This is a genomic window from Planktothrix sp. PLAVEN19ND (genome assembly GCF_057220675.1).
On record NZ_CM170132.1, the window covers coordinates 2,835,605 to 2,861,773 of the forward strand.

Sequence of the window (26,169 nt, forward strand, 5' to 3'; positions counted from 1 at the left end):
CGCTTAATATTCTTTAGACAATCACCCTAGTGCTTTGCCTGTGGTAAAATTTATCATAATGAGAGGGAAGATTGGCGGATAACAAAAAAAATTAACAATGCTTCGCTTTGCTTTCGCAAAATTACTAGCTCGTGGTTGCAGCTTTTCAATACATTTCTAATTCATTTGCATTTAGGTAATTTGCGATCGCCTTTTCCCATTGGCTATCTTGAAAATAACTATACCCTAAAGCATAGTAAGTCCAGAATTCGTTATCCCGTTGTTGCGCTTGGGGTCTCTGATTCGGAAGTGCTAAAGCACAACAACAAACCGTACACCTCAAATCAACAAAAAAAAACCCCATATAGGGGTTGCTGATCACCTGAAATCTGGTTAATTTATAATTTAGTGCCACAATCAGGACAGAAATTATTACTGCCCACATTTTTCGCGCCACAATTGTTGCAATAAACTAACTCAATGGTTTCTAAATTTGTCCGCTCAGGTAAACCAATCATTTGAGCATTGCTCTTACCTGGGGCGACCATCGGATAGCAGTTTTCATCCCGTTTCACCTGCACATCCATTAATACCGGGCCCTCAAAAGCCAACATTTCTGCAATGGCATCCTTCAAGTCCTCCCGGCGGGTGACTTGCATCCCCTTGACCCCGTAGGCCTGGGCTAACATCACAAAATCAGGCATTCCCGCCTGCATATTAGAAGAAGAATAGCGCTCGCCATAGAAGGTTTCTTGCCACTGACGCACCATGCCCTGCCAACCATTATTGACAATCACGGTTTTTACATTAATCCCATATTCGGCCAGAGTCCCTAACTCCTGAATATTCATCTGAATACTGGCATCCCCGGCCACACAGATCACCTGTTCATGGGGAAGGGCTGTTTTTGCCCCCATCGCCGCGGGCATTCCATAACCCATTGTCCCTAACCCGGCGCTGGAAATCCATCGTCGCGGGCCATTTTTCAGGAATTGAGCCGCCCACATTTGATGTTGTCCCACATCCGTGGTGAAATAAGCATCGGGAGCCATTTTCCCCAAAGTATCGATCACCTCTTGGGGGGATAGGGAATCCTGATAAATCGGCACAACCAGGGGATAATCTTCCCGCCAGCGTTGAATCCGTTGTAACCATTCGGCTGTTTTTTGCTGGGTTTCCGTTGCTCCGCCCGTTTCCTGACATCGGCGCAATAAATCTACTAACACCTGTCTAACATCCCCAACAATGGGAACTTCCGGGGCGCGATTTTTCCCCACTTCGGCCGGATCAATATCAATATGGATCACCTTGGCCCTGGCGGCAAATTCATCGAGTTTCCCCGTCACCCGGTCATCAAAACGGGCGCCCACGGCAATTAATAAATCGCATTCGGTCACCGCAAAATTAGCATAGGCGGTGCCGTGCATTCCCAACATTCCCACCGATAGGGGATGGGTTTCATTAAACGCTCCCTTACCCATCAGGGTTGTGGTCACGGGTAGATTAAACAGTTCGGCTAATTCTTGGATTTCCCCGTGGGCTCCGGCTGCAATCGCTCCACCGCCCACATAGAGTAACGGTTTTTCTGCCTGCCGGATTAATTTAATGGCTTGATTAATTTGGCGGGTATTTCCCTTCACCGTCGGCCGATATCCGGGTAAGGTGACTTCCCCAGGATTAACGGGAATATAATCAAATTCTTCTAAACCTACATCTTTAGGAATATCAACTAATACCGGGCCAGGACGTCCACTACTGGCAATATGGAACGCCTCGGCGATAATTCGAGCCATCTCCCTCGGATCACGCACCACATAGGAGTGTTTGACAATCGGCAGGGTGATCCCGTAGATATCCGTTTCCTGGAAGGCATCCGTCCCAATGGCTGACCGGGGCACCTGTCCGGTAATTACCACCATGGGAATCGAGTCCATTTGGGCCGTGGCAATGCCCGTCACTAAGTTGGTGGCTCCCGGGCCAGAAGTTCCAAAACAGACCCCGACACGGCCCGTTGCCCGGGCATAACCATCGGCGGCATGGGCGGCTCCCTGTTCATGGCGCACCAGGATATGTTTTAAATCCCCCGTGGCTTCAAAGCGATAGAGTTCATCATAAATGGGCAGAATCGCTCCACCGGGATAACCGAAAATGTGTTTGACGCCATGGCGTTTCAAACTGTCCATCAATGCGTAAGCGCCCGTTGCTCGTTTTGCAGCTATTTTAGTTTTTAGTTGCACAGTAATTCCTCGAACTGTGTTTGAGTTGACTGGGGGTAGGTTTTTCAATTAGCGTGCAGCACACTAAAATTTGATTTTGATTAACCCGCCCTTCGATAGTTTTTTTATTTTAAAAGTTACCAAGCTCTCAAGCCTGAGAGACTGCCACTTTTAACAAGACTTTACAATATCAGTGAAGTTGTTAAGGGTGTTGGGATTTTTTAGGGAGATCAGATAGATTTTCAAGGGAGTCTGTCTATCGATTCTTAAACCATTATCTTAACTTTCCAAAGTATGGTAGAATCTCTGGTGGATTTGGGGTGTGTTCGTTGGCTTTTCCCTTGTTCTCTAGTTTGATTAGATCAAATTGAGATCAAGATGTTAGGCTCAGTCAACCCTGATTCCATTTAGGGGATAAATTGTAGCATATTTTACAAATAATTGTTTCTTGGCGATGATATCAAGAGATAGAATGCTAAGTGACGACTACAAGAAATATTTAACTTGAGGAGTGAGGATCTTGAAGAAGATAGAAGCAATTATTCGGCCTTTTAAACTTGATGAGGTTAAAATCGCCCTGGTCAATGCAGGTATTGTGGGGATGACGGTTTCTGAAGTTAGAGGTTTTGGACGTCAGAAGGGTCAAACGGAACGTTACCGGGGTTCTGAGTACACCGTGGAGTTCCTGCAAAAACTCAAAGTTGAAATTGTTGTCGAAGATAGTCAGGTTGATATGGTCTTGGATAAAGTCATTTCTGCCGCCCGTACAGGAGAAATCGGTGACGGTAAGATTTTTATCTCGACCGTGGAAGCAATCATCCGAATTCGGACTGGAGAGAAAAATTTAGAAGCCATTTAAGTTTTTTTCCATCAGGGATACGGCATTGTCGTATCCCATTATTTATTACACTATCTTATATTTTTATCGGTTGGCTCCAATTTGTTATTCGTTGGGTCATCAATTCTTCAGCAGACAAATCATCGCCCACAGGGGTCTAACTTAACTGTTATAGGTAATTGTTCTTTTGGTTCCGCGCTATTCACCCCGACACCAACATTCCCTATGGTGCGGGTCTTCTTGCTGCCATTTTTGATAAAGTTTTTGAGGTCATTAACTCTCAAGGAGTGACCTCAAACGCTTTAAGTTTACCTGAATCTGAGAATTTTCCATGCAGCTTTTTGAGAAAAATTCCCCCATAGTTATACTTTCACTGAATTTGAAACTATTGGAATATGGGGGGTTAAGCCGAAGCATCTCCAGATAGGCGGGCTTCTGCCATATCTCGAATTAAAGCAATCCGAGAGCAGATATAATCCTTTAAGAGATCGGCTTCTTTGGCGTTGATGCCAGCTTGTTTTTTGAACTGTTTGACTAAACACTGGACAAGACTCGCATCATCAAGATCAACTAAAGTGGATGCTTGAGTGGTTTCTACCAGTGACCAAAGTTGACGAAGCATTGTAGGAGTCATAAAATCTCCGATGGATGCAGTTTTGTCAGTTTCTATACAGAAAATAACAGTGTTTTTCTGAGTGACTTAGAAAGTTACTTCACCATTTGGGAGAAGGCTTAATACTTTCTTCAAGTTTCCAGAATAACCGAGTTTTCTCAAATTGCAAGCAAAAACATACAAGATGTCACAACAGCTACAACTCTCTTAATCCTTTGCATTAAATCTTGACAAATGCCTGCCCTGCCCCCTGCTCCCCCTGCTCCCCCCTACTTAGCCGATTCTGAGGGAATTCCAATCCGTTTGCGTAGGGATTGGGCTCGATATTTGGCGGTTTGATTATCGGGATCATTTTTTAGAGTTTCTTCGTAGGCTTCCAACGCTTGAGCGGTTAGCTTTTTCTTTTCGTAGGCATAACCCAAATTATTAGAAGCGGTGGGGTAAATGGGACTTAACTTTAAGGCTTCTTTATATTGACGAATGGCAATATCGTATTGTTCTTTAGCTAAATGGGCATATCCCAAGGCATTATAAATCATGGCTAGGTTTTCAGGAGCTTCATCTTCCCCAGCTTTCAAGGCTTTTTGTAATACGGTAACAGCTTGAGAGTAAAGTTTTTTATCGTTATAAATACTTCCTAATTCATAATATTCTTGTGCATTTCCCTGTTCTTTTGATAACTTATTTTGTAGATCAAAAAGGGTGCTTTCTATCCGACGAGTTTTAATAATTTGACGAATCACAAAGACGATAGCCCCAGAAAGCAACGCCACTAAAAGTAATAAATAGGCAATGGGAAGGTTCTTATCCATCATTTTAAAAAGAGAGTTTTTTCAACACAAAGGCGAAGGACAGATTAAATCCGATCCTTCACCTGAGCCGACAATCGGCAATTTTGTCTATTCAGTTTAACAGGCGGTTTTAATTGGTTAAAACTACTTGTTTGCACTCTTGGCAAGATCAACGACTTTCCCAAAGGTTTGAGGATCTAAAACAGCAAGTTGGGCTAACATTTTGCGATTCAGTAAGATATCGGCTTTTTTCATATTACCAACTAACTGACTATAGCTAATTCCGTTAACCCGAGCCGCGGCATTAATCCGAGTAATCCACAACCGTCTAAAATCACGTTTGCGGTTACGACGATCGCGATAGGCATTTTTCAACGCCTGCATAACTCTCTGATTCGCGGTGCGGAAGTTAGTTGACTGACAACCACGGAATCCTTTGGCAAGTTTCAGTATTTTTTTGCGGCGTTTGCGAGCAACATTACCGCGCTTAACTCTGGTCATTTACGTTTGTTTCCTTTAATAAAATTCGTTTAGAGGCTTACAAATAGGGCAGCATCAAACGCACGTTGTCTTCTTGAGTCTCACTCACCAGCGCCATCTTAGACAGATTCCGTTTGCGAGCAGAACTTTTATGCTGTAACAGGTGGCTTTTATAAGCCTTGCGACGTGCGATTTTTCCACTGCCAGTGACTCTAAAACGTCTGGCCGCAGATTTACGAGTTTTGAGTTTGGGCATGGATTTCCCTAAATTTCGACACAGCCTATAATTCTATCATAGGAGTTGATATTCTCACAAGTCTTGAGCTTTAGAGGTTGGGGTTGAGCTTCTGGTGCGCGACTTCCACAACGGTATGCACATTCCCTCGGGGGTTAAAATCCCCTTTAATTCGGACTTCTAAGGGATCGGCAGCGGCAACAAAATCATCTAAAATTTGGTTGATGGATTCTTCGTGGGAAATATAGCGATCGCGGTAACTGTTAATATACAGTTTGATAGACTTTAATTCCACTACCCGCTCATCGGGAAGATATGTTAAATAAATCGTAGCAAAATCGGGATAGCCGGAAAAAGGACATTTACAGGTAAATTCGGGTAAGGTAATCTCAACCTGATAGCGACGACCAATTCTGGGATTGGGAAAGGTAATCAATTGTCCTTCCTCGATTTCCCGTTCACCATACTTTAATTCTTCTGGGCTGGCGGTAGAAACTTCTGTGGGTTCAGTATAAGAGTGACTCATGGTTAATTTATGTGATGGAAGGGTGAATTTTTCTGAAATTGCTGAAAAAAATTCGTTCAAATCGTTCTAATCACAGGTATTGTAAAACATAATAAGTTTCTAATAAAATGTTCACCCTCAATTAAAAGTCTTATGCAAAATGCTGACGCCTCTAGCCCTAATCCGTCAGTGGCATCGAGTAATTACTCTCCATCGATTCCCATTTCCATTTATCGAGAAGTTACGGCGGAGTTGCAAACGGTTCAATCTCAACTGCAAACGCTCAAAACCCAAAATCAACAGCTAACCCAGCAAAATCAACAACTTAGGCAAGAATTAGAAAACGTTGTGCAATCTGCCATTGGGTTACACCAAGCCATTAATAAAGCTCAAAGCATCGGTCAGGGGAAAAAATCTCAATTTTCATCTGCAGGAGCGAGTTCTTTTACCCTCGAAATTCCTAGCAATCTCGGCGCGACTCCAACAAATCCCCCAGTTCTGGAAATTGCACAGCAGACCATACCAGAAGCCAGGGGAAATCAACCCAGTTTTCCCTTTCCTCAGCCACCCCAACAACCGTTAAATACGGAGGTAGCTGAACCATTATTTACAGAACCAACGGAGGCTCGGTTACGCCCGATGTCTAAATCTCAGCGTTCTGAATTGAGCGGGTTTTGGCTAATTGTATCAATTGTTTTGATTGTCGTAGTTGCCTTTGGTGCGGGTTATTGGATTGTTCGTCCTCTGTTGAACCAACAACGGTAGATGATTCAGGAATTGTTTCCCAAACATGATTTATAAAAATAATGGCGGAGGGTTTTCCTTCCGCCAATACTGTTTTTGAAGTTGTAGATATTAATGCAACTTCCTAGGAATTAGCCACCTTATCGAGTGGCTGTAATGTAGTTTCCAGAAGGGACATTGATTGTGTTAGCTCGGTGTTGGTATTAATAGTTTCACTATTTTGAATTTTAGGAAATTATCAATACCAACGAGAGGATGAGAAACACAATCTTTTGTTTCGATTTGACTTGACTCGGATGACCGATAAACGGGTTTTAACCGCGAGTTCCAGTTTCAACTAAAGTTGCTAAAGATTCTTCACTAATTGAATCTGGGATCTCAGTCTCGTCGGGTTCATAACCGCGTTTGAATTCTCTCGATCTTACCTGTTTGGCTTGAAGCGCGGTTTCTAGAAACTTAATGGCTCGCTGAGGATTGCCTGCTCCACAAAAGAATAAGTCAGCAGCGAAATAGCCTAATTCTGGCCAAGTGTGAATGGCAATGTGAGACTCAGCCAAAGTGGCTGTTGCAGTTACTCCGTGAGGACTAAACTGGTGTACACATAAGTCGATGAGGGTAGCCCCTCCAGCAGAAATTGCATCAAGCATCGCGCGACGGATGCGTTCGGGATCGTTCAGAAGTTCTGCAGGACACTGCCAAGCGTCAACGACCAGATGGGTTCCCAATTGTTTCATTCTTCGGGTTTTACCTCCACCCTAAAGTGTATCAAACCCTCTGATCATATCACACATTTTCAGAAATTGTGCAAGAGTTTCATCAAAACCGCTCCGAATCCCTAAGAATAGCTGGCTCCGTTGGGCAGAATCGCTCCTTCGAGGGTGGCTTGGTTCAGGTTATCAATATTGAGACTCGCACCGATTAAGTTAGCCGCACAGAGATTAGCTCCGGTTAAATTGGCGCCTTTGAGGGAAGTCAAAAGTAATCCGGCTCCAGTGAGATTAGCATGGCTCAGGTTCGCCCCCCGCAAATCTGCTCCTAAGAGCGTCGCCCCTTCCAAGTTCGCGCCACTGAGGTTCGCCCCCCGCAAATTAGCCTTGGTCAAATCGCTGCGTCTTAAATCAGCATTCTGTAAATTTAAACCGTTTAAATAGGTATCTTTAAGATTTGTGTCTTGGAGGCAGGCTCCTTTTAAGTTGGCTCCGTTTAAGTTAGCGCCACTTAAATCCGCCCCTTGTAAGTTAGCCGCCACCAGGTTGGCCACACCCAAATTAGCCTCTCGTAGACTAGCCTCGCTCAGATCGGCATGACTCAGATTCGCCCCACTCAGATTACCTTGGTTTAGATAAGATCGGACTAATTTAGCATGACTTAAATTAGCACCACTGAGATCAACTTCGGTTAAAATGGTTCGAGTTAAGTTGGCCCCACTTAAATCAGCACCGCTTAAAATTGCTCGGCTGAGAGTTGCCCCCACTAAAATCGCATCGGTGAGTTTGCAACCATTCAGGAGACAGGCTGAAATTAAACTGGCTCCGGTGAGGTTAGCCCCAGTCAAATCGGTTTGGGACAAAATCGCACCACTGAGCATAACTCCACTCAGGTCAGCATTGCGTAAAATAGTATCGGTCAGACTGGCACCACTGAGATTCGCTTCAACCAGAACCGCCATGGAGAGGTTGACTTGACTCAAATCAGCCCCATTGAGATTGGCTCCAATTAGGCGAGCGCGAGATAAATTAGTTCCTTGTAAAGCCGCGTTACTGAGATTAATCCGATTCAAATTTTCCTGTTTCAAGCAGGCTACCATCAGATGGATACCGCTAAAATTTCTCTCTCCTGTAGCATATCGAGTTAATAACTTATCGACATCGATGCTTTCATTAGCCTTCATAAAAAATGAACGGTTTTATTTAATGTGTAAATAGTGGAAAATGACCACAAATTGCTTGAATCGCAGTTCATGGCAGGGGAAAAAGAATGCAAAATAACAGTTATGGGCGTGTAATCACGGATAACCTAACCCTGATTGGATTTCAGTCTAAATTCTTTGTTAGAATCTAACTGTATCGGGCTTTGCTACCTGACTATATTTCGGTGAATCGCTAACCCCAAAGTTAATCGAGCCTAACTGGTATCACCTGCAATATAGGTGTATTGGGCGATTAATCGCCAGATTATTACTAAACAGAATTGCTGAAAATCATAGTGCGGCTGAAGTGGAATATCCCGCAACGTCGATAAAATAATTCGAGACTGAAAGGGCTTAGAAGCCTTAGACCCGGGTTGATTACCTGGGAGGGGAAACACCCCAAGCCTGGGTAAACTGACAACCGAGTTCGAGTGAAATATTGGTTTCGGATGAAAACGACGGGCTAGAGGTCTAACCCGGAATAAACTCCTCCATCGCTGTTGATTTGGGATATTCATAGGATATTTTAATCCTAAACCCTTTCCTCCCTAATCCTGGCATGGTTTAGGCACAACGGCTTGACCTCAAAAGGGTTCGGGGATTTTTACGGGCTAGGATCAAAGGTTAACTGATCTTTTCACCTCGATTGATCACAATTATTCCTTAAACTAATCATAATCGCTGAAGGCTCAAGTGGGCAAGTGTCAGATTCAAAGTGCTAATTGCTGAATCACTAAACCTGGAAAACCTCCATACTAAGATTAAAGTGTGATCCTGTTAGGAGATTTTATGGAAATTCGCGGTGTCTGGTTAACCAATACGGACAGTCGAGTGCTGTTTTCTCGACCGACCATTACCGAAGCAATGGAATTCTTGGCGGAGACGGGTTTTAATGTGGTGTTTCCGGTGGTTTGGAATAAGGGCGTGACTTTTTATCGCTCTCAAGTCATGTCTCAAACCTTTGGTATCGAAATTGATTTCTATGCTAAGGGACGCGACCCGTTACAGGAAGTAATTGAGGAAGGTCATCGGGCGGGACTAAAAGTTGTTCCCTGGTTTGAATTTGGATTTGCGAGTTCTTATCAACAAAATGGGGGCCGAATTTTATCTCAAAAACCTGAGTGGTCGGGGATTAATTCCACGGGGGGATTAGTTGCTAAAAATGGGTTTGAGTGGATGAATGCTTTTGACCCAGAAGTACAAAATTTTGTTCTAAGTTTAGTCTTAGAAGTGGTGAGAAAATACGATATTGATGGAATTCAGGGGGATGACCGGATGCCTGCAATGCCCTCGGAAGGAGGGTATGATCCAAAAACGGTTGCTCTTTATCGGGAGGAATTCGGGCGTCAACCTCCGACCTATCATAAAGACGCCCAATGGGTACAATGGCGGGCGAATATCCTCACAAATTTTTTAATTCGTTTGCGTCGAGAAGTCAAGGCAATCAAGCCAAATTTGTTGATTTCCATGGCTCCTAGTATTTATAAATGGGGGTTAGATGAATATTTACAGGATTATATTGCTTGGATTGATCAAGATTTAGTGGATTGGATTCACCCTCAGTTATATCGACGCAATTTTTGGAGTTATAAAGGGTTAGTTGATCAATTAGTTGATGTTCAGTTTAGGGATTGGCAGTTACCCAAACTTTCTCCAGGTATTTTAGCAAAAATAGGTTCCTATTGCATTACGACTGATGATTTATTAAAGTCAATTGACTATAATCGGTTTAAAGGAGTTCAGGGAGAAATATTTTTCTTTTATGAAGCCCTAAGATTGAATAATAATGCCTTGGCAACTGCTTTGAAAAAAGGGCCCTATGCTATTCCGGCTAAATTGAGATAAGTTCAGGGGAGGTAGGGGAGTAGGGGGAGCAGGGGAGGCAGGGGGAGCAGGGGAGGCAGGGGAGGCAGGGGAGGCAGGGGGAGCAGGGGGAGCAGGGGAGGCAGGGGAAGCAGGGGAGGCAGGGGGAGCAGGGGAGGCAGGGGGAGCAGGGGAGACAGGGGAGGCAGGGGAGGCAGGGGGGAGTAGGGGAAGTGGGTTACTTTTTGCTAGGGGGTACACTGTTTGTTTTGCCTGCTTTGTAGTTGTCAATACTGGACTGGTTTAAGGATTATGCCAAATAGTTTAGAGACAGAAAAGATAAAACTATCTGTGATTATTCCCTTCTGGCAACAGGGGGATTTTTTATTAGATATAATTAGGAGTTTAGAGTATAATTTAGAGATCATTTATGAATTTATTGTTTTAGTAAATCGAAATTTACTTGATTTTGAGTTAGCTGATATTCTGAATTATTTAAACTTGCAAGAGCATCAGATTTTATATTTTGAACCTGCTTTTAATAGTCAGGATATTTTTAATCAAGCCATTGCCCAAGCCCGGGGTAATTATATTGTTTGGCTACAATATCCGGTGATCTTGTATCCGAAAGGTTTGGCAGAAGCTATTAATATTTTAGATAATAATTTAGAGGTTGATGGAGTTAATCAGATTCAACAATTCATAGATTTTGAAGATGAGCGAGAAGGGGTAAAAATTGGATCTGTTTTTAGAAAGGCAATTTGGGAAACGGAAATTATATTAAAAACTCGGTTTCTTGAAGAAACTGGGTTTTTGGGATTTAGAAATAGTCAAAAAGATTTAATTATTAATCAACTTTCTGAAAAAATATGTGAGGTTAAATTTAATTATAGTTTTAATCCAGAATTACCTTTAGTTAGTGTTTGTATTCCGAGTTATAATGGAGAAAAATTTATTGCTGAAGCGATATCTAGTATTTTATCTCAAACCTATTCAGCAATAGAATTAATTATTTCTGATGATCATTCCTCCGATAATACGATCGCGATCGCCCAATCTTTTCAAACCCAAACTTCTATTCCCATTAATATTTTAACTCATCAGACTTTAGGATTAGCTGAAAATAGCAATTTTTGTATTAATCAATCCCAGGGTAAATATATTAAATTTGTCTATCAAGATGATATTTTAATGCCTAATTGTATTGAAAAAATGGTTGATTTAGCCGAAACCGATCCCGATATTGGATTGGTTTTTTCTCCTAGGGAAATGTTTTTTCTTGAGCAAGAAAATATTAATTTAGAATTAATTGCAGTTTATCAACAATTTGCTAATTTACATCAAAGTTGGTCTAATTTAAAATCAATTCAATGGGGAAAAGAACTTCTAAACGATCCGAATTTATGGCAACATCCGATTAATAAAATTGGAGAACCCAGCACCGTATTATTAAGAAAATCAGTATTTAAAACTATAGCAGGTTTTGACCCCGAATTAAATCAATTAGTCGATTTAGATTTATGGTGGAGAATATTGGCACAATTTAAAGTCGGTTTTGTCGAAGAAACTCTATCTTATTTTCGACTCCATACTCAACAAAAAACCTGTCAAAATATGTTTGAAGGTCAAGCAAACGATCAAAATTTTTATGATAAAATCTATTCCCATCCCGATTATCAGCTATTTCCTCCCCAATTTCGATCCTCAAGCGGGATTGATCTATAATTCTATCCCATGGGGTTTGCTAACCTAACCAAAACCCTGTAAGGTTTATTCAGAAATAACTTAGGACTGTTTTAACTATGGCTAATTTTCTCACTCCTAGCACAATTCCTGGTGTATTTGCCCTTTTAGCAAGTCCCCAAGATGATAATGTTCTTCTATTTTCTGGACAGGTTTCCGCCTATCCAGACGGTGTACTATTATTGGCAGGAAATGATAATTTACAGAGTTCTAACATCAGCGATAATTTACTAATTAATGGCAATCAAGGAAATGATACTCTGGTGGCATCCAATGGATTTGATACCCTCTTTGGTGGACAAGATAATGATCGGATTTTTGCAGGTGCTGGTAATGATTTAATCTTCGGAAATTTCGGTGATGATGTCCTAGAAGGAGGATTTAATGCCGATAGTATTTATGGCGGTCAAGGTAATGATAGTCTTTATGGTGACGAAGATGGAGATATACTATTTGGTGACCTGGGAAATGATATTGTAGATGGGGATGCCGGGGTTGATACATTAATCGGTGGTTTAGGAAATGATACCTTTATTTTTGACCCGGGTGAAGCCAGTGTTCGGGTTCGGAATGTGGATGAAATTCAACAATTTGAACCGGGAACCAGTCCGTTTAATGGAGATAAAATTGCGGTTCCGCTAGGAACTCAAATTGATCCGAATTCCTTATTTAGAGATCGGTTTGATTTGTTACCCCAAGAAAATGATCTCAATGGCGATGGCTTAAATGATATTATCGTGGAATTATTAGACGGACGAATTTTGGGTGTAGTGATTAACGATGGATTTTTACCTGCCCAGTTAACCTTCGATTTGGATTTCGTTTTTAGTAACGGATTTGATTTTAATTTATAAACAAAATTTGGGAACTTTTTATGGAAACCAACACCAAATTTAATGGGTTTTATTCCGCAAAACTAGCATTATTATGTTTATCAATGGTGCTATTGTTTGCAGGGAAAGCTCAAACCCAAGCTATGACCACCACGGCGGTGATTGATCAGTTACAAAAATTAACTGATACTAACCGACACAACCGTTTAGAAGCCATCAAAACCTTAAAAACCTTGGGTTCTCCGGCGATTCCGATTTTAGTCGAAGCCTTGAGCGATGACCACGAAGGCATTCGTCGGGGGGCGGCTTTTGCCTTGGGGGCGATGGCCCAGGATGCGGTGGATGCGGTTCCGGCGTTGCTGGCGACCTTAAAAGATCCGGTATCGGCGGTGCGGATGGATGTTGCTGTTGCCCTGAAACAAATTACCGTAGCCTCCCCAGAGGCTTTACAGCAAGCGGTTCAGGAGTTGACAGCCGGATTAAACCATCCTGAGAGTGCCGTTCGTCAGGGGGCAGCTTTGGGCTTGGGAGTCATCGGTTCCGAGGCCCCAAATACCATCCCTCCGTTAATTCAGGCGTTACAAGATACCGATGAGGAAGTCCGACTGGCCGCCGCAATCGCCCTTAAACGCATGGGTACGGTGGCGGTTCCGGCTTTGAAAGAGGCGTTGAATGACCCGGATGCAGGAGTGCGGGCTCGGGCGGCGTTTGCTTTGGGGAATATTCAGGCGTCGGGGATTACGGGTGTAACCCAAGCCTTACAAAATAGCGATCGCCAAATTCGTCAAACGGTGGCGATGAAGTTGGATCAACTCACCTCCGATCAATTACTGGTTCAACGGCAAAATCAGCCTGGGGTCAGTCCTCAAGGAAATCAACCCGGAAATCGACCCCTGGGAAATCGACCCCTAGGAAATCGCCCTGTGCCTCTGGGGAATCAGCCCCAGCGTATGGGTTCTTAACTTTTTTGGTATAGCAGTTGCCATCAAGATTAGGACAGGGTGCGTGTACTTTTTTGACGTACCCTATGAATGGTTTTCAGAATATGAATGATCCTCGATCTAGTATTAATATTCAAGGGCTATATGCCTCGGCATTAGCCTTAGAACAGGCGGGATATTTTGAGTCTGCACAGGCGAAATATCAAAGTATCTTAGAGTTGGATAAGGATAATATTCAGGCGTTGCAAGGTTTGGCTAGGGTATATTTTTACTATGAGAAATATGATCAAGTATTGGAAATTTTAGAACGTTGCTTAATCTTAGATGGAACCCAAGGGAGTCAATATTATAGTTTGGGTTGGGTTTGGGAAAAATTGGGGAATATTACCGAAGCAATTTCGGCGTATAAATGGGCGATTGATTTAGACAAGGAAGGGATAGATGGGTGTTTGAAATTGGGTGACTTGTTAGCAGAATTGGGAGAATTTCAAACCGCACAATTCTATTATCAGCAAGGGATAGATCGACAACCCTATACAGCTAGGGGATATTTAAAGTTAGGGAATCTTTTTTTAGGACAAAATCGGGTAGAAGATGCGATCGCTCTTTATGAAACAGCCTTAAATATTCATCCCCATGATTCTGATTTATTATATCAGATGGGATTAGCATTCAGGGTTAATCAAAATTCTGAAAGGGCGGATTTCTATTTGGGATTGGCGGCGGAATTTCAAGATCAGTATGAAACAGCTATTCAATTTTATCATAATATTTTACAGACTCCATTAGCAACAGTTGAAATTTATTTAAGATTGGGAAACTGTTATCAAAATTTAGAGCAATGGTGGGAGGCGGTTGCTATTTATGAACAGGCTTTGCCACGGTTTCCTGATGGGATAGAATTATATTTGGCTTTAATTTCAGCTTGGCAAAATTTGGGGGAAATTCAAACGGCATTGCAAATAGCTGAACAGTCTATTGATAGGTTTCCAAATCATATTTCTGTCAAATTTGCCAAACAATCTTTGTTACCGATTTTATATGATCATTCTCCAGAAATTTTTAAGTATCGACAACATTTTACTGAAGAATTAGTTAAATTAATTGAACAAACAGATTTAGAGGATTCAGAAGTTAAACAACAGGCGTTAACCGCTATTGCTAGGGGAACTCATTTTTATTTACAATATCAGGGATATGATGATTTAGAGCTACAAAAACAATATGGTGGATTTGTCCATCGAATTATGCAAGCAAATTATCCTGAATGGACAAAACCTTTATTATTGCCCCCTTTAACTGCTAGTCAAAAAATCAAAGTTGGTTATATTTCCTCCCATTTAACCTGGCATACGGTCGGGTTAGTATTTTTAGGATGGTTGAGAGATTGCGATCGCAATAAATTTGAAATCCATTGTTATTATACCGGAAAAGAAACCGATGCCATTACTAATTTATTTCAGCTTTATAGTGATCAATTCTATCATAATTATGGCAATTTAGAGCCGATTGTTGAGCAAATTTTAGCGGATCAAGTCCAGATTCTGGTATTTTTAGATATTGGGATGTGCCCTCAACTAACCCAGATAGCCGGGTTACGAGTTGCTCCAATTCAATGTGCGGCTTGGGGACATCCGATTACTACGGGTTTACCGACGATTGACTATTTTATTTCTGCGGAATTATTAGAACCTCCCAGGGCTGAAAACCATTATTCAGAGCGGTTATTTTGTTTGCCGAATTTAGGAATTAATTATGCTCAACCTCCGTTATTAGAACTGCAAAAAACCCGTTTAGATTTTGGATTAAAAGAGGATGCTATTTTATACTTATCCTGTCAATCTTTATTTAAGTATTTGCCAGATTTTGATTTAATATTAGTGGCGATCGCTAAACAGATAAAATCCGCTCAATTTGTATTTATAGCCCATTGGAATGCTGCAATTACCGAAAAGTTTAAACAACGGTTAAACCGATCTTTTGCCGAACATAACTTAGATATTCAAGAATATTGTGTGATTTTACCCCGTTTAGATAAACTAGATTATTTACAACTTAATAACTTAGCTGATATTGGCTTAGATACTCTGCAATTTACTGGTTTTTTAACCACTTTAGATAGTTTATCCTGTTGTCTTCCCCTAGTTACCTGTGAGGGAGAATGGATGAGAAGTCGTCAGTCTGCGGGCATATTAAACCGATTAGGAATCACAGAAACCATTGCCCAAAATCGAGAAGATTATATTAAAATAGCAATAAAGTTAGGATTAGATTTAGAATGGAGATTAGCAATTAGAGAAAAAATCAAACAAAATCAATGGAAACTCTATGAGGATAAAAGTTGTGTCCCAGCATTAGAAAAATTTTATCAACAAACTATTCACAATTTTAATAATATCCCCCTAAATCCCCCTAATTAAAGGAGACTTTAACAACTAATTCGCCCTATTCCCTGTTCCCTGTTCCCTGTTCCCTGTTCCCTTTTTATATGAGTCAAGCAATTTTAATTAACCTCAAAGAAGCATTTTTTCATGCTCCAGGATTTTGGCAAACTCGGTTTTTAATCAAAACTGGAAATTGGTGTAAATTAGTCGATGGTTTGGATAAAAGTCGCACCGATGGTTATTCTATTTTAGGTAGTTTTGTGAATCAATGTGATCAATTATCCACCCAACAACCCGGATTATATTTATTTTGTGAAAAAAAGAAACAAAAACAGAATGTTACGGAACGATTATATACTTTATTTATCTTAGAACCCGATGGAAGTGTGGAAGTATTAAACGAATTAAAAACCGGGAGTAAAGATTGGGGGGTGCAATTATGGCCTGAAATTGATGCCTATTTTATTAGACAGCAAGACTCTGGAGAAAAAAGACGTCAACAATTAATGCAAGAAATTCAACAACTAGAGTTTGAATTAAAACAACGTCGCGCCGAATTAGCTGCGTTAGATAGGTAAAGGATTAAATTAAACCTATTAGGGACTGGGTTGCTTTTTCAGCGTATTGACAATTGAATCCGCAACAAAATTCGATAAAATATTTTCTCCTATTTTCTGATAATGGCAACAGTTATCAATATAAGCTGGTTCTTTAGTATCATCGAGAATAGATACCCCATCAAAGAAATTAATTTGATTAGCTTTGAGTTCTTTCACCTCTTTTAACAAAAAGGGATATCCTTTTTTGACGGCATCTTGATAGGGACTATCTTGACTAAAGGCAACTTTTTTTTCCGCTTCACTAAACACTCGCTGGGTGGGATAATATTGATTAGGTTGTAAAATATGGAAATAGGGAATATTATTTTCTTTTAAAACTTCATGGATTAAAATAGAACTTTTAGCCCAATGATTAGCAATTTTTGGGAATAGTTTGGCATCGGTTAAAATGGGATATTGCATATAAAAATAAATCACACTCTCCGCCGAACTACCATCCTCCGAGGGTTTCTGGCGATATCGTTCAAATCGTGCCACATCTCGGCGATAGTTGTTAACTAAGTCTTCAACATACAGGGACATGACTGCATTACAAGAGGCTAAGGGACAATCTTTTAAGGTCTCTAAGGCATTTTTGATTTTAGGTTTATTATCTTTAATTCTTAATAGGGTTTTGAGTGCCCGAGTGGATAGACTGTTATTAGCTAAACCCGTTAAGGCTTGAACATGGGATGAACTGGGCATGGCAAATTCTAATCCATTTTGATTATTAATATTAGCGAGGGCAACTTCATTAAAGCCATCAATATTAATCACTAGATCAAATTTTTGCCCCAAGGAGAGTAGATAATTTAAAGTAATTAACTGTTGGGGTTGTTTATACCCGCCAATGGCTAAAGAGATAATAATTAATTCTTTGCCTTTAAATTGAGGGAGTTGTTGGAGTTTTTTCTCTAAAATCTTATTTTGAACTTCATAAATTGAGTAATTACCCGCAACGGAGCCACCTAAAACTCCAACAATTACTTGATTTTTATTGGTTTTTGTGTAGGGGTAATCGTAGGGAGAAATAAACCCATAGTTATTATACTTAAATCCGGGTCTAAAATCGGGGCCGGGTTTCTGCACATAACCAAAATAAGGATGTAATCTCTCGACTACAGATTCCCCGACTCTTACCCCTTCTAAATTAATCCCTAAGTTCTGTAAATCCTCTGTACGTTCCCGGGTATAGTAGAATTGTTTATGCTTAGAATAATAAAAAATTAACGAACCAATTTCTAAAAGAACGAATAAAACAACTAAGTTAATTAACCCTATTTTTAGACCTGCTTTAGCTTGAGGCAAGAATTTAAAATTTTTCATAGTAATAAGAGAAAATTAAAACCAAAACAATTAAAATTTTTGACGAGGCAAAAACCCCGTTACATTATTATATAACAATTACGAGAGCAATTTTAATTTTACGGTTGAGACTTTTGGGTTTGACCCATCAGTTGTTGACAAACTTGACTAGCCATTAATTCCCCGGCGACGCGATTTCCTTGAACGTTCCAATGTCCTCCACAGACTTCTGCATTCTCAAATCCATGTAAACAATTTCCGGTTCTTTCTGCTTCTTTTCGTAAGGGTTCTGCTAACTGTAAAACCGGAAATCCCTTTTGTTTTCCTAACGCTTCAATTCGCTTATTTGGGTAGAATAAATCTTGAATTTGATGTTTTTGCATAAATTCTTGACGTTTTTTGGGGTCGGGCAGAACTTGAAAGGAGTCACTCACCATTATTAGCATAAAATCCTTTCCCTGAGCTTTAACTTCATCCTTGAGTAGTGTAATTAACTGTTCTGTAATTTTCCAAGCTTGTTGCCAATTTTGATCGGGGGGTTCCTTATAAAAATCAATCTCCGTTTCCCGATAGTCTTTTTGCAACTGACGACGTTTAGATTCCATTTCCGCTTGTCTCATCACTTGTAATATTCGAGAATTTGTCATTAATGGATAAGGTAATTGATCCATTTTAGAAAATAAATAATAATCTCGTTCAATACTATTAGGGTTTAATTTTCTAAAGGATACATCTTCCACAAGCTGACCATTTGTTTCCACAAAATAGGGACGTAAATGATCATGTTCTAAGGCACGAAAATTATTGGTGATATCATTCCCAGGATAGAAACCCAAAATTACTAAATCGGGAGAAAATTGTTGGGCATGATGTCGCCAAGTCATTAATTCTTGGGCAGTCCCGTAACCCTGAACTCCAAAATTTAAGACTTCAATGTTTTTCCCCTTTAAAATGGGGCAGGTTTTTAATTGAGTCTCCATGATTGATAATGCCGTTTTTTCTAGGGGAACTTGCAAAGCTTCCATAAAAGAATCCCCTAATACAGCAATGCGATAACTATTAGTGGGTTTTTCTAAAGTTCGTTCGCGATCGCGCATTCCAAAACTGTTCATTTTCACTTCTGAAACCTCTCCTTCCCCCGCCCAAACTGTTTTAGCATTCGGTCGAGGTGACCAACCCCGCTCGGGATCATTGACGGTGTAAGCGAGAGATTTTGAGTCTGCCGGAAGGGGCGGTTGATGTTCAATTCCCGCAATTCTTAATCCCACTTCTCCCAAAACAATTGCTAAGACTAAACTCCCAAAAACTAGGCTCGTATTTAAAATTAAAGATTTCCAAATCTTCATAATCCAGTTTTATTTTCACACAATTGATTAGCAATTAATTCTGCGGCTAAACGATGTCCCTCTGGATTCCAATGCCCCCCACAAAGCGTACCATTTTTTTCAAACCCATGTAAACAGGTTTGATTTTTGGTTGCATAGGATTGAAAAGCGGGGGCTAAGTCTAAAACCGGGAAATTATGCCGTTTCCCGATATCTTTTAATCGTTGATTGGGATAATATAAATTATCAATTTTATTAGAGACTTGAAAGAATTTTCTTGTGGCTTCATCTTTATGAACTTGCATCGGATCGGCAATAATGACTAATAAAAAATTAGCTTCTTTATTTTTGACTTCTTGCTGCATTGAGGTGAGTAAATCTTCTGTAATTTGCCATGCTTCTTTCCAATTCGCATCTTTAGGTTCTCGAAAGGTGCTAACACTTAATTCGTTAGAGTGTTTAACTAAATTATTTTTGCGATATTCTAATTCGGCTTTTTTTGCCACCTGTAAAATTCGAGAGTTATTGACTAACCAATCGGGAAAATGATCAACGGTTGTAATCAAATAGCGATTACTATACCCCATTGGTAAATTACGGAACGAAAAATCCGGTTCTAATTGACCATTTTTATAGACAAAAAACGGCCGATAATAGTTATTTTCTAATTGTCGGGAATTATCAATCACATCATTGCCAATAAAAAAGGAAACAATTACTAAATCGGGGTGATATTTTCCTACTTTTTCCCGCAAGGTGATTAATTCTTGGGCTGTGCCATAGCCATCGACTCCAAAATTGAGAACTTCAATGTTTTTACCTTGGAATTTGGAGCAGTTACTCAAGGTTTTTTCTAATACCGAAGTATAGTTTTTTTCGGCGGGAACTTGGGATGCCAAGGTAAAAGAATCTCCTAAAATTGCAATTCTAAAGGTGTTTTTAGGTTTAGCGATCGCATATTCCTTATCCCTCAAACCATCACTATTAACTTCAACATAGGATTCACCTTCATACTGCCACAATCCCCTAGCCCCAGGTCGATTCGACCAACCGCGATCAGGATCGGATTGGGTAAAAAAGGAAGGAGAAAAAACTGCATGACCCGGTTCAGGAAGTTTTTTTAATCCCTGAATATTGGCTAACCGTAAACCGATTTCTCCGACCGCAAGACCTAGGACTAAACTACCTAAAGCTAGTCCTAGATTTGATGCCCATGTTTTCCAATGCCCCATCGTTTAGAACAAAGTATAAATAAATGGTGCGATCGCAGAACCATGGCTTAGAACAATCAAAGCCCCTAATAAAACCAGTGTGATAATTAGAGGCAATAACCAATACTTTTTGCGTTCTCTCATGAACGCCCAAATATCCTTCAAAAAATCTAATGTTGCTTCAAACACTAGAACGGTCGCTCCATACTTTCTTTGGGTCTAACTTTACTCGCAACCCGATAGGTTGAGAGGCTGGGATTTAATTCACGCTGCATCGCATCAGAACCGAATAGGCGTTTAATAAATCCCATCGGAGCCATCATAACGTAAAAGACGACACCGAGAATAATCTTGCTGTTAATTGCCCCCATAAATAACCCAAACTTCATCCAGTAGTGATACACGGGATTTAAGGTTTTGGGGGCAATTAACGCCCAAAGGATCAGGACGGTTCCTAATATCCAGGGCCAAGTTCTGGGTGGCCAATGTCCGAATAATAAAGGTAAAACCACACCAAATAAGCCAATAATAATGGCTCCGGTGGTTAATCCAAATTCGCGTAATCCTTTGGCGTCAAGTTGAGGAATATCGTGATCAGTCATAATCTTAATTTAATTCAACCGTAGTGAGGCGTTCACGCCTTCTTTATCGAGGGTGGCAGAGCCACCCAGAGGCATTTCTAGGTAGAACCTAGAAACGAGAGGGACGAGGGAAACGCTAATCTAATTCAAATTCTTTTTGCCAAGCATCATCTTTTTGCCAGGGGGTTTGTTCCGTTTTAGCTAATAGGAAATTCTCCAAAACCAGATAATCCATTTCCGTTCGCATAAAACAACGGTAGGCATCTTCGGGACTACCAACAATCGGTTCCCCCCGCACGTTAAAAGAGGTATTCACGATTACAGGACAGCCCGTTTGTTTTTCAAAATGATGGATTAAATCATAATAACGAGGATTGGTTTCTTTGTGAATGGTTTGTACCCGGGCGGAATAATCAACGTGGGTAATAGAGGGAAGTTCTGAACGGGGAACATTAAGTTTTTCAATCCCAAATAGTTGTTCCTGTTCCGGGGTCATGGGAATTCTTAAACGCTCTTGAACCGGAGCCACAATTAACATATAGGGACTAGGGCGATCTAATTCAAAATAATCAGAAACTCGTTCCGCCCTCACCGATGGGGCAAAGGGTCGGAAAGACTCTCTGTATTTGATTTTTAGGTTCATCACCGACTGCATTTTCTGATTGCGCGGATCACCAATAATTGAACGTCCGCCCAAGGCTCTCGGCCCAAATTCCATCCGTCCTTGAAACCATCCCACCACGTTTCCTGCGGCTAAAATTTCTGCTAGACGGGGCATTAATTCGGGATCATCTAAGCGTAAATAGTTCGCCCCAACCTTGTCTAAATACTCCTGAATTTCAGCATCACTAAATTTCGGCCCCAGATAGGAACCTTGCATATAATCCAAGCGTTTTTGATGGGTTTTTAACGCCACAACCGCAGGTTTTGATCCGGCACTGGTTTCTAATTGTTTTTCCGCCGAAACATCGAAGGCTAGATCGGTTTCTACATGGCGCGGTTGCTGATGATATTGATACCAAACCGCTAAGGCTGCCCCTAACGCCCCTCCCGCATCTCCCGCGGCTGGTTGAATCCAAATATCCTTAAAGGGGCCTTCCCGCAAAATCCGGCCGTTAGCCACGCAGTTGAGGGCTACCCCTCCAGCTAAACACAGGTAATCAACGTTTAATTCCTTCTGCACACTGCGGGTTAGACGCAACACCACTTCTTCGGTGACCACTTGAATCGAGGCAGCAATGTCCATTTCCCGTTGGCTAATGGGGGTTTCTGGCTTACGGGGCGGGCCACCAAACAGTTGATCAAACTTAGTATTGGTCATGGTCAGACCGACGGCATAATTAAAATATTCCAGATTTAATCGGAATGTACCATCGTCTTTTAAATCAATTAAATGGGTGAGGATTTTATCAACATAAATGGGTTCCCCGTAAGGAGCTAATCCCATTAATTTATATTCCCCGGAGTTGACTTTAAACCCGGTATAATAGGTAAAAGCTGAATAAAGTAAGCCTAAAGAATGGGGAAAATCGATTTCCCAAACCGGGGTTAAACTATTACCATCTCCCAACCAAACCGAGGTTGTTGCCCATTCTCCCACACCATCTAAACACATCACCGCCGCTTTTTGAAAGGGACTGGGAAAGAAGGCAGAAGCCGCGTGGGATTGATGATGTTCGGTAAATAATAACGGGGGAAGTTTGGCTTTTTTAGCCCCGGCGATAGTGCATAATTCTTTTTTTAATACGGATTTTAGGTAAAGTTTTTCTTTTAACCAAACGGGCATGGCTTTAATAAAAGAACGAAACCCTCGGGGCGCGTAGCTGAGGTAGGTTTCCAGGAGTCGTTCAAATTTCACCAGGGGTTTATCATAAAAAACCACCTGATCAATTTCAAAAAAGGTGATGTTCGCTTCCTGAAGACAATAGCGGATGGCGTTGGCGGGAAATCCTGGGTCGTGCTTTTTGCGCGTAAACCGTTCTTCCTGGGCCGCGGCCACAATCTTACCATCACAGACGAGCGCCGCGGCGCTGTCATGGTAGTAGGCTGAAATTCCAAGTATGTTCATCGGTGTCTCCTCACTAGGCGCAGTCGAGCCTGTCTGTGATTATAAAGAAAAAAGAAATAATCAAGAGATTATAGCGTTAAGTGGACAATCTGCCGCATATCTTCTGCTGGAATGGGAAATTTTCAACAATAAAAGCTATTTGTTCGGTATAATAAATGTTTAGGCTTAAAAGATTTCACCTACATAGAATCAGGCAAAAATGACATTTACGGAACTAAGATCATGCTAACCTGATATTGATATTCAAAAAAATCTAGCTTTATAAATTAAATTGACTATGATCAATATCACGATTCAAAACTTTGATGATGACCTGAAAAATCGCCTGCAAAAGCGAGCCGAATCCTATGGGCGTTCTCTCGAAGAAGAAGCCAAAGAAATCCTCCGGGTTGTCTTGACAGAAAATGCTATGGAACCCCTAAATCTTGCCTTAGCTATCGAGCGACGTTTTGCCCATTTTGGTAATTTTGAACTTCCAACTATTCCTAGGGAGCCTTTACGCGAACCCCCTAATTTTGAGGATTTATATGATTGTACTTGATACCAATGTATTGTCTGAACTGATGCACTCAAAAGGTTCGTTAGTGGTTCGTCAATGGGTAGCAGCACAACCGATAATGAATCTTTTTACAACAACTATCACTCAAGCTGAAATTCTCTATGGAATTGCTTTGTTGCCTTCTGGAAAACGCCAAACTGAACTTAGCCAATCTGCTCAATTGATGTTTGCTGAAGATTTTGCCGGGCGGATTTTACCGTTTGATGAAACAGCAGCGAACGCTTTTGCTAGAATTGCCACGGAAAGAAGACAAATGGGTAAACCAATTTCCCAAGCTGATGCTCAAATAGCCAGTATTTGTTACACTCGCCAAGCTACTCTTGCTACTCGGAATGTTTCTGATTTTGAAGGGTGTAGTATTACAATTTTTAATCCTTGGGAACCTGATTAAACTTAGGGAAAACTCCAATTTCTCTGATTAACCCCTCTGTCTCCTATTTAATTCAATTCCGATGATTGTTAATATGTCGAAAGGATAGATATCTGGGGAAATCACGTTACTCGCAAAAGTCCAGGGAATCATACACGAATTCAATGGGATATATAAAATTATAGATTATGGATAGACTTAATTATTGGCAGTTACCAGGTTTAGAAAATATCTATCTTGAAGATAGTTATGTATTGGGTATCAAAACTGATACTTCTATAGAATTCTTTTTAGAAGCTATTTTGACAGAAAATCATTCGCTTTACACTTCTCCTTTAGTTTTGAAAAAATTAAAGACAGTTATCCCACTTTAATTGATGAAAATGTTAAATCTTTATCAATTAATTTTTCCGTGTTAGCAATGCGTTAAATCATTGATCAATAATAATAAAATAGGAGTTTTGTTATGCGTTTTTTCCTCCTGATTGTGCTGATATTGGGCATATTTTTTCGCTTCACTAATCTTGATCATAAAGTGTACTGGTACGATGAAGCCATAACATCTCTACGAGCTTCTGGTTATACTGAACAAGAAGTTGTTCAGCACTTTTCCCAAAAGTCAATAGTGAGTGTAACGGAACTCCAGCACTATCAACATCCTGATGGAACAAAAAGCTTAATTGATACAGTCAAAAGTTTAGTTAAGGAAGACCCGCAGCATCCGCCTTTATACTACATTTTGGCAAATATTTGGTTTCATATAATTGGTAGTTCACCAACATTATCGAGGTTGTTACCTGCGTTACTCAGCTTGCTGGCATTTCCCAGTGCTTATTGGCTGTGTCAAGAGATATTTATTGAAACAGGGGTTTTTACTTCCAGGTTGTCTACATATTTAATGATCGGATTAATTGCCGTTTCGCCATTTCACGTCGTTTATGCCCAGGAGTCAAGACAATACAGTCTATGGGTTGTAACAACTTTACTTTCAAACGCAGCTTTATTGCGGGCAATACGACTTAATACGGGGATGAGTTGGGGTATTTATTCCTTTACTGTGGTCATCAATTTTTATACCTTTCTTCTGAGTGTACTAACGATGATTGCTCAGGGTTTATATATTATTCTTGTTTATGGTTTTAGTCATATAAAAATCCTCAGAAACTACATTATATCATTATTGGTAAGTGCTATATTTTTTGTCCCTTATATTTGGATTCTAATTGTTAATCAGTCTCAAGCTGAAAAAGGTCTGGAGTGGTCATTTCTTTATAGCGTTAAACGCTCAGAATTGACGAATATCTGGATTCAGCACCTTGGTCGGATCTTTTTTGATGTCAATCAAGATCCCTGGGATTTTTATATTCATCGAGTGTTGTTAGTCTTGTGCGTATATGCTCTTTATTGCCTTTGTCGTCAAACGCCTATGTCAGTTTGGTTACTGATTGTCCTTCTGACTGCGAGTAGCACATTGCCTTTAATGATTCCCGACTGGATTTTAGGAGGAAGGCGCTCGATAACATTACGATATATGATTCCTGGATTATTGGGAGTTCAACTTGCTATGGCTTACTTACTAGGGAAACATTTAGCGAATCCTTCGTTAAATTTTTGGCATCATAAATTTTGGCAATTACTTTTAGTTATCCTACTTTCTGGAAGTATCTTGTCCTGCGCTGTTAGCTCTCAAGCAACAGTTTGGTATAATAAAAGTCTTGGCATTAATGGAGAAAATATAGCTATTGCTAAAATTGTTAATCAGACGACTCATCCTCTTTTGATTAGCGATGAAAGAGTAGGTCATCTTTTATCTTTAAGCCATTCACTTAAACCCACTGTACAAATTCTCCTTCAACCTTCCTGCGCTACCTGTCCAATTCATTCTTCTAGCATATTTGGATCTCAACTACCAGTAGAAGAATTTAATCGCTTTAGTGATGTTTTTTTATACCGATATCCTCCCAGTAATGAATGGCTTAAGGAATTAGCAAAACAGAAAAATTATAAATTTCAACCTGTTGTATTTGGATTTGTTGAATGGTTAAAAGATAAGCCTGTGCTTTGGAGAGTGCTCCCAATTGGTACTTAGTAGGTGTAGGACTTTTGATTCTAATTTTTCAATAGCTAATAATGACTT

General features: G+C 40.5%; 28 protein-coding genes. 12 read left to right on the plus strand and 16 right to left on the minus strand.

The genetic code is table 11. The annotated features are described in order from the left end of the window. Window positions 1-145: 145 nt before the first annotated feature. The gene (locus AC2D3N_RS12430; RefSeq protein WP_484691019.1) at window positions 146-343 is read right to left on the minus strand and encodes a hypothetical protein; all 198 of its coding nucleotides are present in this window, start codon (window positions 341-343) and stop codon (window positions 146-148) included. A 34-nt stretch (window positions 344-377) separates the two neighbouring features. Further along, on the minus strand, window positions 378-2,216 hold the full coding sequence (gene ilvB, locus AC2D3N_RS12435; RefSeq protein ID WP_079677885.1) for a biosynthetic-type acetolactate synthase large subunit: 1,839 nt from the start codon (window positions 2,214-2,216) through the stop codon (window positions 378-380). Window positions 2,217-2,715: 499 nt separating this feature from the next. Between ilvB and AC2D3N_RS12440 the strand changes: the two genes are divergently transcribed. After that, the gene (locus AC2D3N_RS12440; RefSeq protein ID WP_079677886.1) at window positions 2,716-3,054 is read left to right on the plus strand and encodes a P-II family nitrogen regulator; all 339 of its coding nucleotides are present in this window, start codon (window positions 2,716-2,718) and stop codon (window positions 3,052-3,054) included. Window positions 3,055-3,436: 382 nt separating this feature from the next. On the opposite strand, the gene AC2D3N_RS12445 is transcribed toward AC2D3N_RS12440, so the two are convergent. The 5 genes from AC2D3N_RS12445 to queF all read right to left on the minus strand — a co-directional run bounded on the left by AC2D3N_RS12445 (window position 3,437) and on the right by queF (window position 5,678). Beyond that, on the minus strand, window positions 3,437-3,667 hold the full coding sequence (locus AC2D3N_RS12445; RefSeq protein WP_079677887.1) for a hypothetical protein: 231 nt from the start codon (window positions 3,665-3,667) through the stop codon (window positions 3,437-3,439). A 248-nt stretch (window positions 3,668-3,915) separates the two neighbouring features. Then, window positions 3,916-4,458 carry a tetratricopeptide repeat protein gene (locus AC2D3N_RS12450; RefSeq protein ID WP_079677888.1) on the minus strand — a complete coding sequence of 181 codons (543 nt, stop codon included), beginning with the start codon at window positions 4,456-4,458 and terminating at the stop codon, window positions 3,916-3,918. Between the two features lie 123 nt (window positions 4,459-4,581). Further along, entirely contained in the window at window positions 4,582-4,938 is a 357-nt protein-coding gene (gene rplT, locus AC2D3N_RS12455) for a 50S ribosomal protein L20 (protein WP_484691020.1), read from the minus strand. Window positions 4,939-4,975: 37 nt separating this feature from the next. Further along, window positions 4,976-5,173, minus strand: coding sequence for a 50S ribosomal protein L35 (rpmI, locus tag AC2D3N_RS12460; RefSeq protein WP_079677889.1), 198 nt, complete (start codon window positions 5,171-5,173; stop codon window positions 4,976-4,978). 70 nt (window positions 5,174-5,243) lie between these two features. Next, window positions 5,244-5,678 carry a preQ(1) synthase gene (gene queF / locus AC2D3N_RS12465; protein ID WP_484691021.1) on the minus strand — a complete coding sequence of 145 codons (435 nt, stop codon included), beginning with the start codon at window positions 5,676-5,678 and terminating at the stop codon, window positions 5,244-5,246. A gap of 132 nt (window positions 5,679-5,810) precedes the next feature. Between queF and AC2D3N_RS12470 the strand changes: the two genes are divergently transcribed. Further along, window positions 5,811-6,422, plus strand: coding sequence for a hypothetical protein (locus tag AC2D3N_RS12470; protein WP_234996630.1), 612 nt, complete (start codon window positions 5,811-5,813; stop codon window positions 6,420-6,422). Between the two features lie 293 nt (window positions 6,423-6,715). Here the strand turns inward: AC2D3N_RS12470 and speD are convergent, their stop codons facing one another. From speD to AC2D3N_RS12485, 3 genes are all read right to left on the minus strand, one after another. Further along, window positions 6,716-7,135, minus strand: a complete 420-nt coding sequence (gene speD, locus AC2D3N_RS12475; RefSeq protein WP_026788369.1) for an adenosylmethionine decarboxylase — start codon at window positions 7,133-7,135, stop codon at window positions 6,716-6,718. A gap of 101 nt (window positions 7,136-7,236) precedes the next feature. Next, window positions 7,237-8,292 carry a pentapeptide repeat-containing protein gene (locus AC2D3N_RS12480; RefSeq protein ID WP_484691022.1) on the minus strand — a complete coding sequence of 352 codons (1,056 nt, stop codon included), beginning with the start codon at window positions 8,290-8,292 and terminating at the stop codon, window positions 7,237-7,239. 233 nt (window positions 8,293-8,525) lie between these two features. Continuing rightward, window positions 8,526-8,828 (minus strand): hypothetical protein, encoded by a 303-nt coding sequence (locus tag AC2D3N_RS12485; protein WP_079677892.1) that lies wholly within the window; start codon window positions 8,826-8,828, stop codon window positions 8,526-8,528. 271 nt (window positions 8,829-9,099) lie between these two features. On the opposite strand from AC2D3N_RS12485, the gene AC2D3N_RS12490 reads away from it, so the two are divergent. The 6 genes from AC2D3N_RS12490 to AC2D3N_RS12515 all read left to right on the plus strand — a co-directional run bounded on the left by AC2D3N_RS12490 (window position 9,100) and on the right by AC2D3N_RS12515 (window position 16,592). Next, window positions 9,100-10,155 (plus strand): glycoside hydrolase family 10-like protein, encoded by a 1,056-nt coding sequence (locus AC2D3N_RS12490; protein WP_484691023.1) that lies wholly within the window; start codon window positions 9,100-9,102, stop codon window positions 10,153-10,155. 270 nt (window positions 10,156-10,425) lie between these two features. Continuing rightward, a complete protein-coding gene (locus AC2D3N_RS12495; protein WP_484691024.1) occupies window positions 10,426-11,838 on the plus strand; it encodes a glycosyltransferase in 1,413 nt (470 codons plus the stop codon). A 77-nt stretch (window positions 11,839-11,915) separates the two neighbouring features. Next, window positions 11,916-12,710: a calcium-binding protein gene (locus AC2D3N_RS12500; RefSeq protein ID WP_079677895.1), complete on the plus strand. Its 795-nt coding sequence runs from the start codon at window positions 11,916-11,918 to the stop codon at window positions 12,708-12,710. 20 nt (window positions 12,711-12,730) lie between these two features. Further along, entirely contained in the window at window positions 12,731-13,651 is a 921-nt protein-coding gene (locus AC2D3N_RS12505; RefSeq protein ID WP_079677896.1) for a HEAT repeat domain-containing protein, read from the plus strand. 83 nt (window positions 13,652-13,734) lie between these two features. Then, window positions 13,735-16,050, plus strand: a complete 2,316-nt coding sequence (locus AC2D3N_RS12510; protein WP_484691025.1) for a tetratricopeptide repeat protein — start codon at window positions 13,735-13,737, stop codon at window positions 16,048-16,050. A 68-nt stretch (window positions 16,051-16,118) separates the two neighbouring features. Further along, a complete protein-coding gene (locus AC2D3N_RS12515; RefSeq protein ID WP_079677897.1) occupies window positions 16,119-16,592 on the plus strand; it encodes a hypothetical protein in 474 nt (157 codons plus the stop codon). Between the two features lie 18 nt (window positions 16,593-16,610). Here AC2D3N_RS12515 and AC2D3N_RS12520 read toward each other — a convergent pair whose 3' ends face one another. From AC2D3N_RS12520 to AC2D3N_RS12545, 6 genes are all read right to left on the minus strand, one after another. Then, window positions 16,611-17,939, minus strand: coding sequence for a hypothetical protein (locus AC2D3N_RS12520; RefSeq protein ID WP_484691026.1), 1,329 nt, complete (start codon window positions 17,937-17,939; stop codon window positions 16,611-16,613). A 98-nt stretch (window positions 17,940-18,037) separates the two neighbouring features. Beyond that, window positions 18,038-19,264 carry an SGNH/GDSL hydrolase family protein gene (locus AC2D3N_RS12525; protein WP_484691027.1) on the minus strand — a complete coding sequence of 409 codons (1,227 nt, stop codon included), beginning with the start codon at window positions 19,262-19,264 and terminating at the stop codon, window positions 18,038-18,040. Then, window positions 19,261-20,475: an SGNH/GDSL hydrolase family protein gene (locus AC2D3N_RS12530; RefSeq protein WP_484691028.1), complete on the minus strand. Its 1,215-nt coding sequence runs from the start codon at window positions 20,473-20,475 to the stop codon at window positions 19,261-19,263. Before AC2D3N_RS12530 ends, AC2D3N_RS12525 begins: the two co-directional genes overlap by 4 nt. A gap of 3 nt (window positions 20,476-20,478) precedes the next feature. Next, window positions 20,479-20,643 carry a DUF5989 family protein gene (locus AC2D3N_RS12535; protein ID WP_087882252.1) on the minus strand — a complete coding sequence of 55 codons (165 nt, stop codon included), beginning with the start codon at window positions 20,641-20,643 and terminating at the stop codon, window positions 20,479-20,481. Continuing rightward, entirely contained in the window at window positions 20,643-21,056 is a 414-nt protein-coding gene (locus tag AC2D3N_RS12540; RefSeq protein WP_484691029.1) for an SxtJ family membrane protein, read from the minus strand. The genes AC2D3N_RS12535 and AC2D3N_RS12540 overlap by 1 nt, the downstream gene beginning before the upstream one ends. A gap of 115 nt (window positions 21,057-21,171) precedes the next feature. Further along, the gene (locus tag AC2D3N_RS12545; RefSeq protein WP_484691030.1) at window positions 21,172-23,103 is read right to left on the minus strand and encodes a carbamoyltransferase family protein; all 1,932 of its coding nucleotides are present in this window, start codon (window positions 23,101-23,103) and stop codon (window positions 21,172-21,174) included. Between the two features lie 277 nt (window positions 23,104-23,380). On the opposite strand from AC2D3N_RS12545, the gene AC2D3N_RS12550 reads away from it, so the two are divergent. The 4 genes from AC2D3N_RS12550 to AC2D3N_RS12565 all read left to right on the plus strand — a co-directional run bounded on the left by AC2D3N_RS12550 (window position 23,381) and on the right by AC2D3N_RS12565 (window position 26,121). Further along, window positions 23,381-23,644 carry a FitA-like ribbon-helix-helix domain-containing protein gene (locus AC2D3N_RS12550; RefSeq protein ID WP_079677903.1) on the plus strand — a complete coding sequence of 88 codons (264 nt, stop codon included), beginning with the start codon at window positions 23,381-23,383 and terminating at the stop codon, window positions 23,642-23,644. Next, on the plus strand, window positions 23,631-24,053 hold the full coding sequence (locus tag AC2D3N_RS12555) for a type II toxin-antitoxin system VapC family toxin (RefSeq protein WP_079677904.1): 423 nt from the start codon (window positions 23,631-23,633) through the stop codon (window positions 24,051-24,053). The genes AC2D3N_RS12550 and AC2D3N_RS12555 overlap by 14 nt, the downstream gene beginning before the upstream one ends. A gap of 167 nt (window positions 24,054-24,220) precedes the next feature. Then, a complete protein-coding gene (locus AC2D3N_RS12560; protein WP_079677905.1) occupies window positions 24,221-24,406 on the plus strand; it encodes a hypothetical protein in 186 nt (61 codons plus the stop codon). A 92-nt stretch (window positions 24,407-24,498) separates the two neighbouring features. After that, entirely contained in the window at window positions 24,499-26,121 is a 1,623-nt protein-coding gene (locus tag AC2D3N_RS12565; RefSeq protein ID WP_484691031.1) for a glycosyltransferase family 39 protein, read from the plus strand. Window positions 26,122-26,169: the final 48 nt, after the last annotated feature.

Coding starts and splice junctions, on each gene's coding strand:
- AC2D3N_RS12430 (WP_484691019.1), bottom strand. CDS start 343: ATGGGGTTTTTTTTTGTTGATTTGAGGTGTACGGTTTGTTGTTGTGCT.
- AC2D3N_RS12445 (WP_079677887.1), bottom strand. CDS start 3,667: ATGACTCCTACAATGCTTCGTCAACTTTGGTCACTGGTAGAAACCACT.
- AC2D3N_RS12450 (WP_079677888.1), bottom strand. CDS start 4,458: ATGGATAAGAACCTTCCCATTGCCTATTTATTACTTTTAGTGGCGTTG.
- rplT (WP_484691020.1), bottom strand. CDS start 4,938: ATGACCAGAGTTAAGCGCGGTAATGTTGCTCGCAAACGCCGCAAAAAA.
- rpmI (WP_079677889.1), bottom strand. CDS start 5,173: ATGCCCAAACTCAAAACTCGTAAATCTGCGGCCAGACGTTTTAGAGTC.
- queF (WP_484691021.1), bottom strand. CDS start 5,678: ATGAGTCACTCTTATACTGAACCCACAGAAGTTTCTACCGCCAGCCCA.
- AC2D3N_RS12470 (WP_234996630.1), top strand. CDS start 5,811: ATGCAAAATGCTGACGCCTCTAGCCCTAATCCGTCAGTGGCATCGAGT.
- speD (WP_026788369.1), bottom strand. CDS start 7,135: ATGAAACAATTGGGAACCCATCTGGTCGTTGACGCTTGGCAGTGTCCT.
- AC2D3N_RS12480 (WP_484691022.1), bottom strand. CDS start 8,292: ATGAAGGCTAATGAAAGCATCGATGTCGATAAGTTATTAACTCGATAT.
- AC2D3N_RS12485 (WP_079677892.1), bottom strand. CDS start 8,828: ATGAATATCCCAAATCAACAGCGATGGAGGAGTTTATTCCGGGTTAGA.
- AC2D3N_RS12490 (WP_484691023.1), top strand. CDS start 9,100: ATGGAAATTCGCGGTGTCTGGTTAACCAATACGGACAGTCGAGTGCTG.
- AC2D3N_RS12495 (WP_484691024.1), top strand. CDS start 10,426: ATGCCAAATAGTTTAGAGACAGAAAAGATAAAACTATCTGTGATTATT.
- AC2D3N_RS12500 (WP_079677895.1), top strand. CDS start 11,916: ATGGCTAATTTTCTCACTCCTAGCACAATTCCTGGTGTATTTGCCCTT.
- AC2D3N_RS12505 (WP_079677896.1), top strand. CDS start 12,731: ATGGAAACCAACACCAAATTTAATGGGTTTTATTCCGCAAAACTAGCA.
- AC2D3N_RS12510 (WP_484691025.1), top strand. CDS start 13,735: ATGAATGATCCTCGATCTAGTATTAATATTCAAGGGCTATATGCCTCG.
- AC2D3N_RS12515 (WP_079677897.1), top strand. CDS start 16,119: ATGAGTCAAGCAATTTTAATTAACCTCAAAGAAGCATTTTTTCATGCT.
- AC2D3N_RS12520 (WP_484691026.1), bottom strand. CDS start 17,939: ATGAAAAATTTTAAATTCTTGCCTCAAGCTAAAGCAGGTCTAAAAATA.
- AC2D3N_RS12525 (WP_484691027.1), bottom strand. CDS start 19,264: ATGAAGATTTGGAAATCTTTAATTTTAAATACGAGCCTAGTTTTTGGG.
- AC2D3N_RS12530 (WP_484691028.1), bottom strand. CDS start 20,475: ATGGGGCATTGGAAAACATGGGCATCAAATCTAGGACTAGCTTTAGGT.
- AC2D3N_RS12540 (WP_484691029.1), bottom strand. CDS start 21,056: ATGACTGATCACGATATTCCTCAACTTGACGCCAAAGGATTACGCGAA.
- AC2D3N_RS12545 (WP_484691030.1), bottom strand. CDS start 23,103: ATGAACATACTTGGAATTTCAGCCTACTACCATGACAGCGCCGCGGCG.
- AC2D3N_RS12550 (WP_079677903.1), top strand. CDS start 23,381: ATGATCAATATCACGATTCAAAACTTTGATGATGACCTGAAAAATCGC.
- AC2D3N_RS12555 (WP_079677904.1), top strand. CDS start 23,631: ATGATTGTACTTGATACCAATGTATTGTCTGAACTGATGCACTCAAAA.
- AC2D3N_RS12560 (WP_079677905.1), top strand. CDS start 24,221: ATGGATAGACTTAATTATTGGCAGTTACCAGGTTTAGAAAATATCTAT.
- AC2D3N_RS12565 (WP_484691031.1), top strand. CDS start 24,499: ATGCGTTTTTTCCTCCTGATTGTGCTGATATTGGGCATATTTTTTCGC.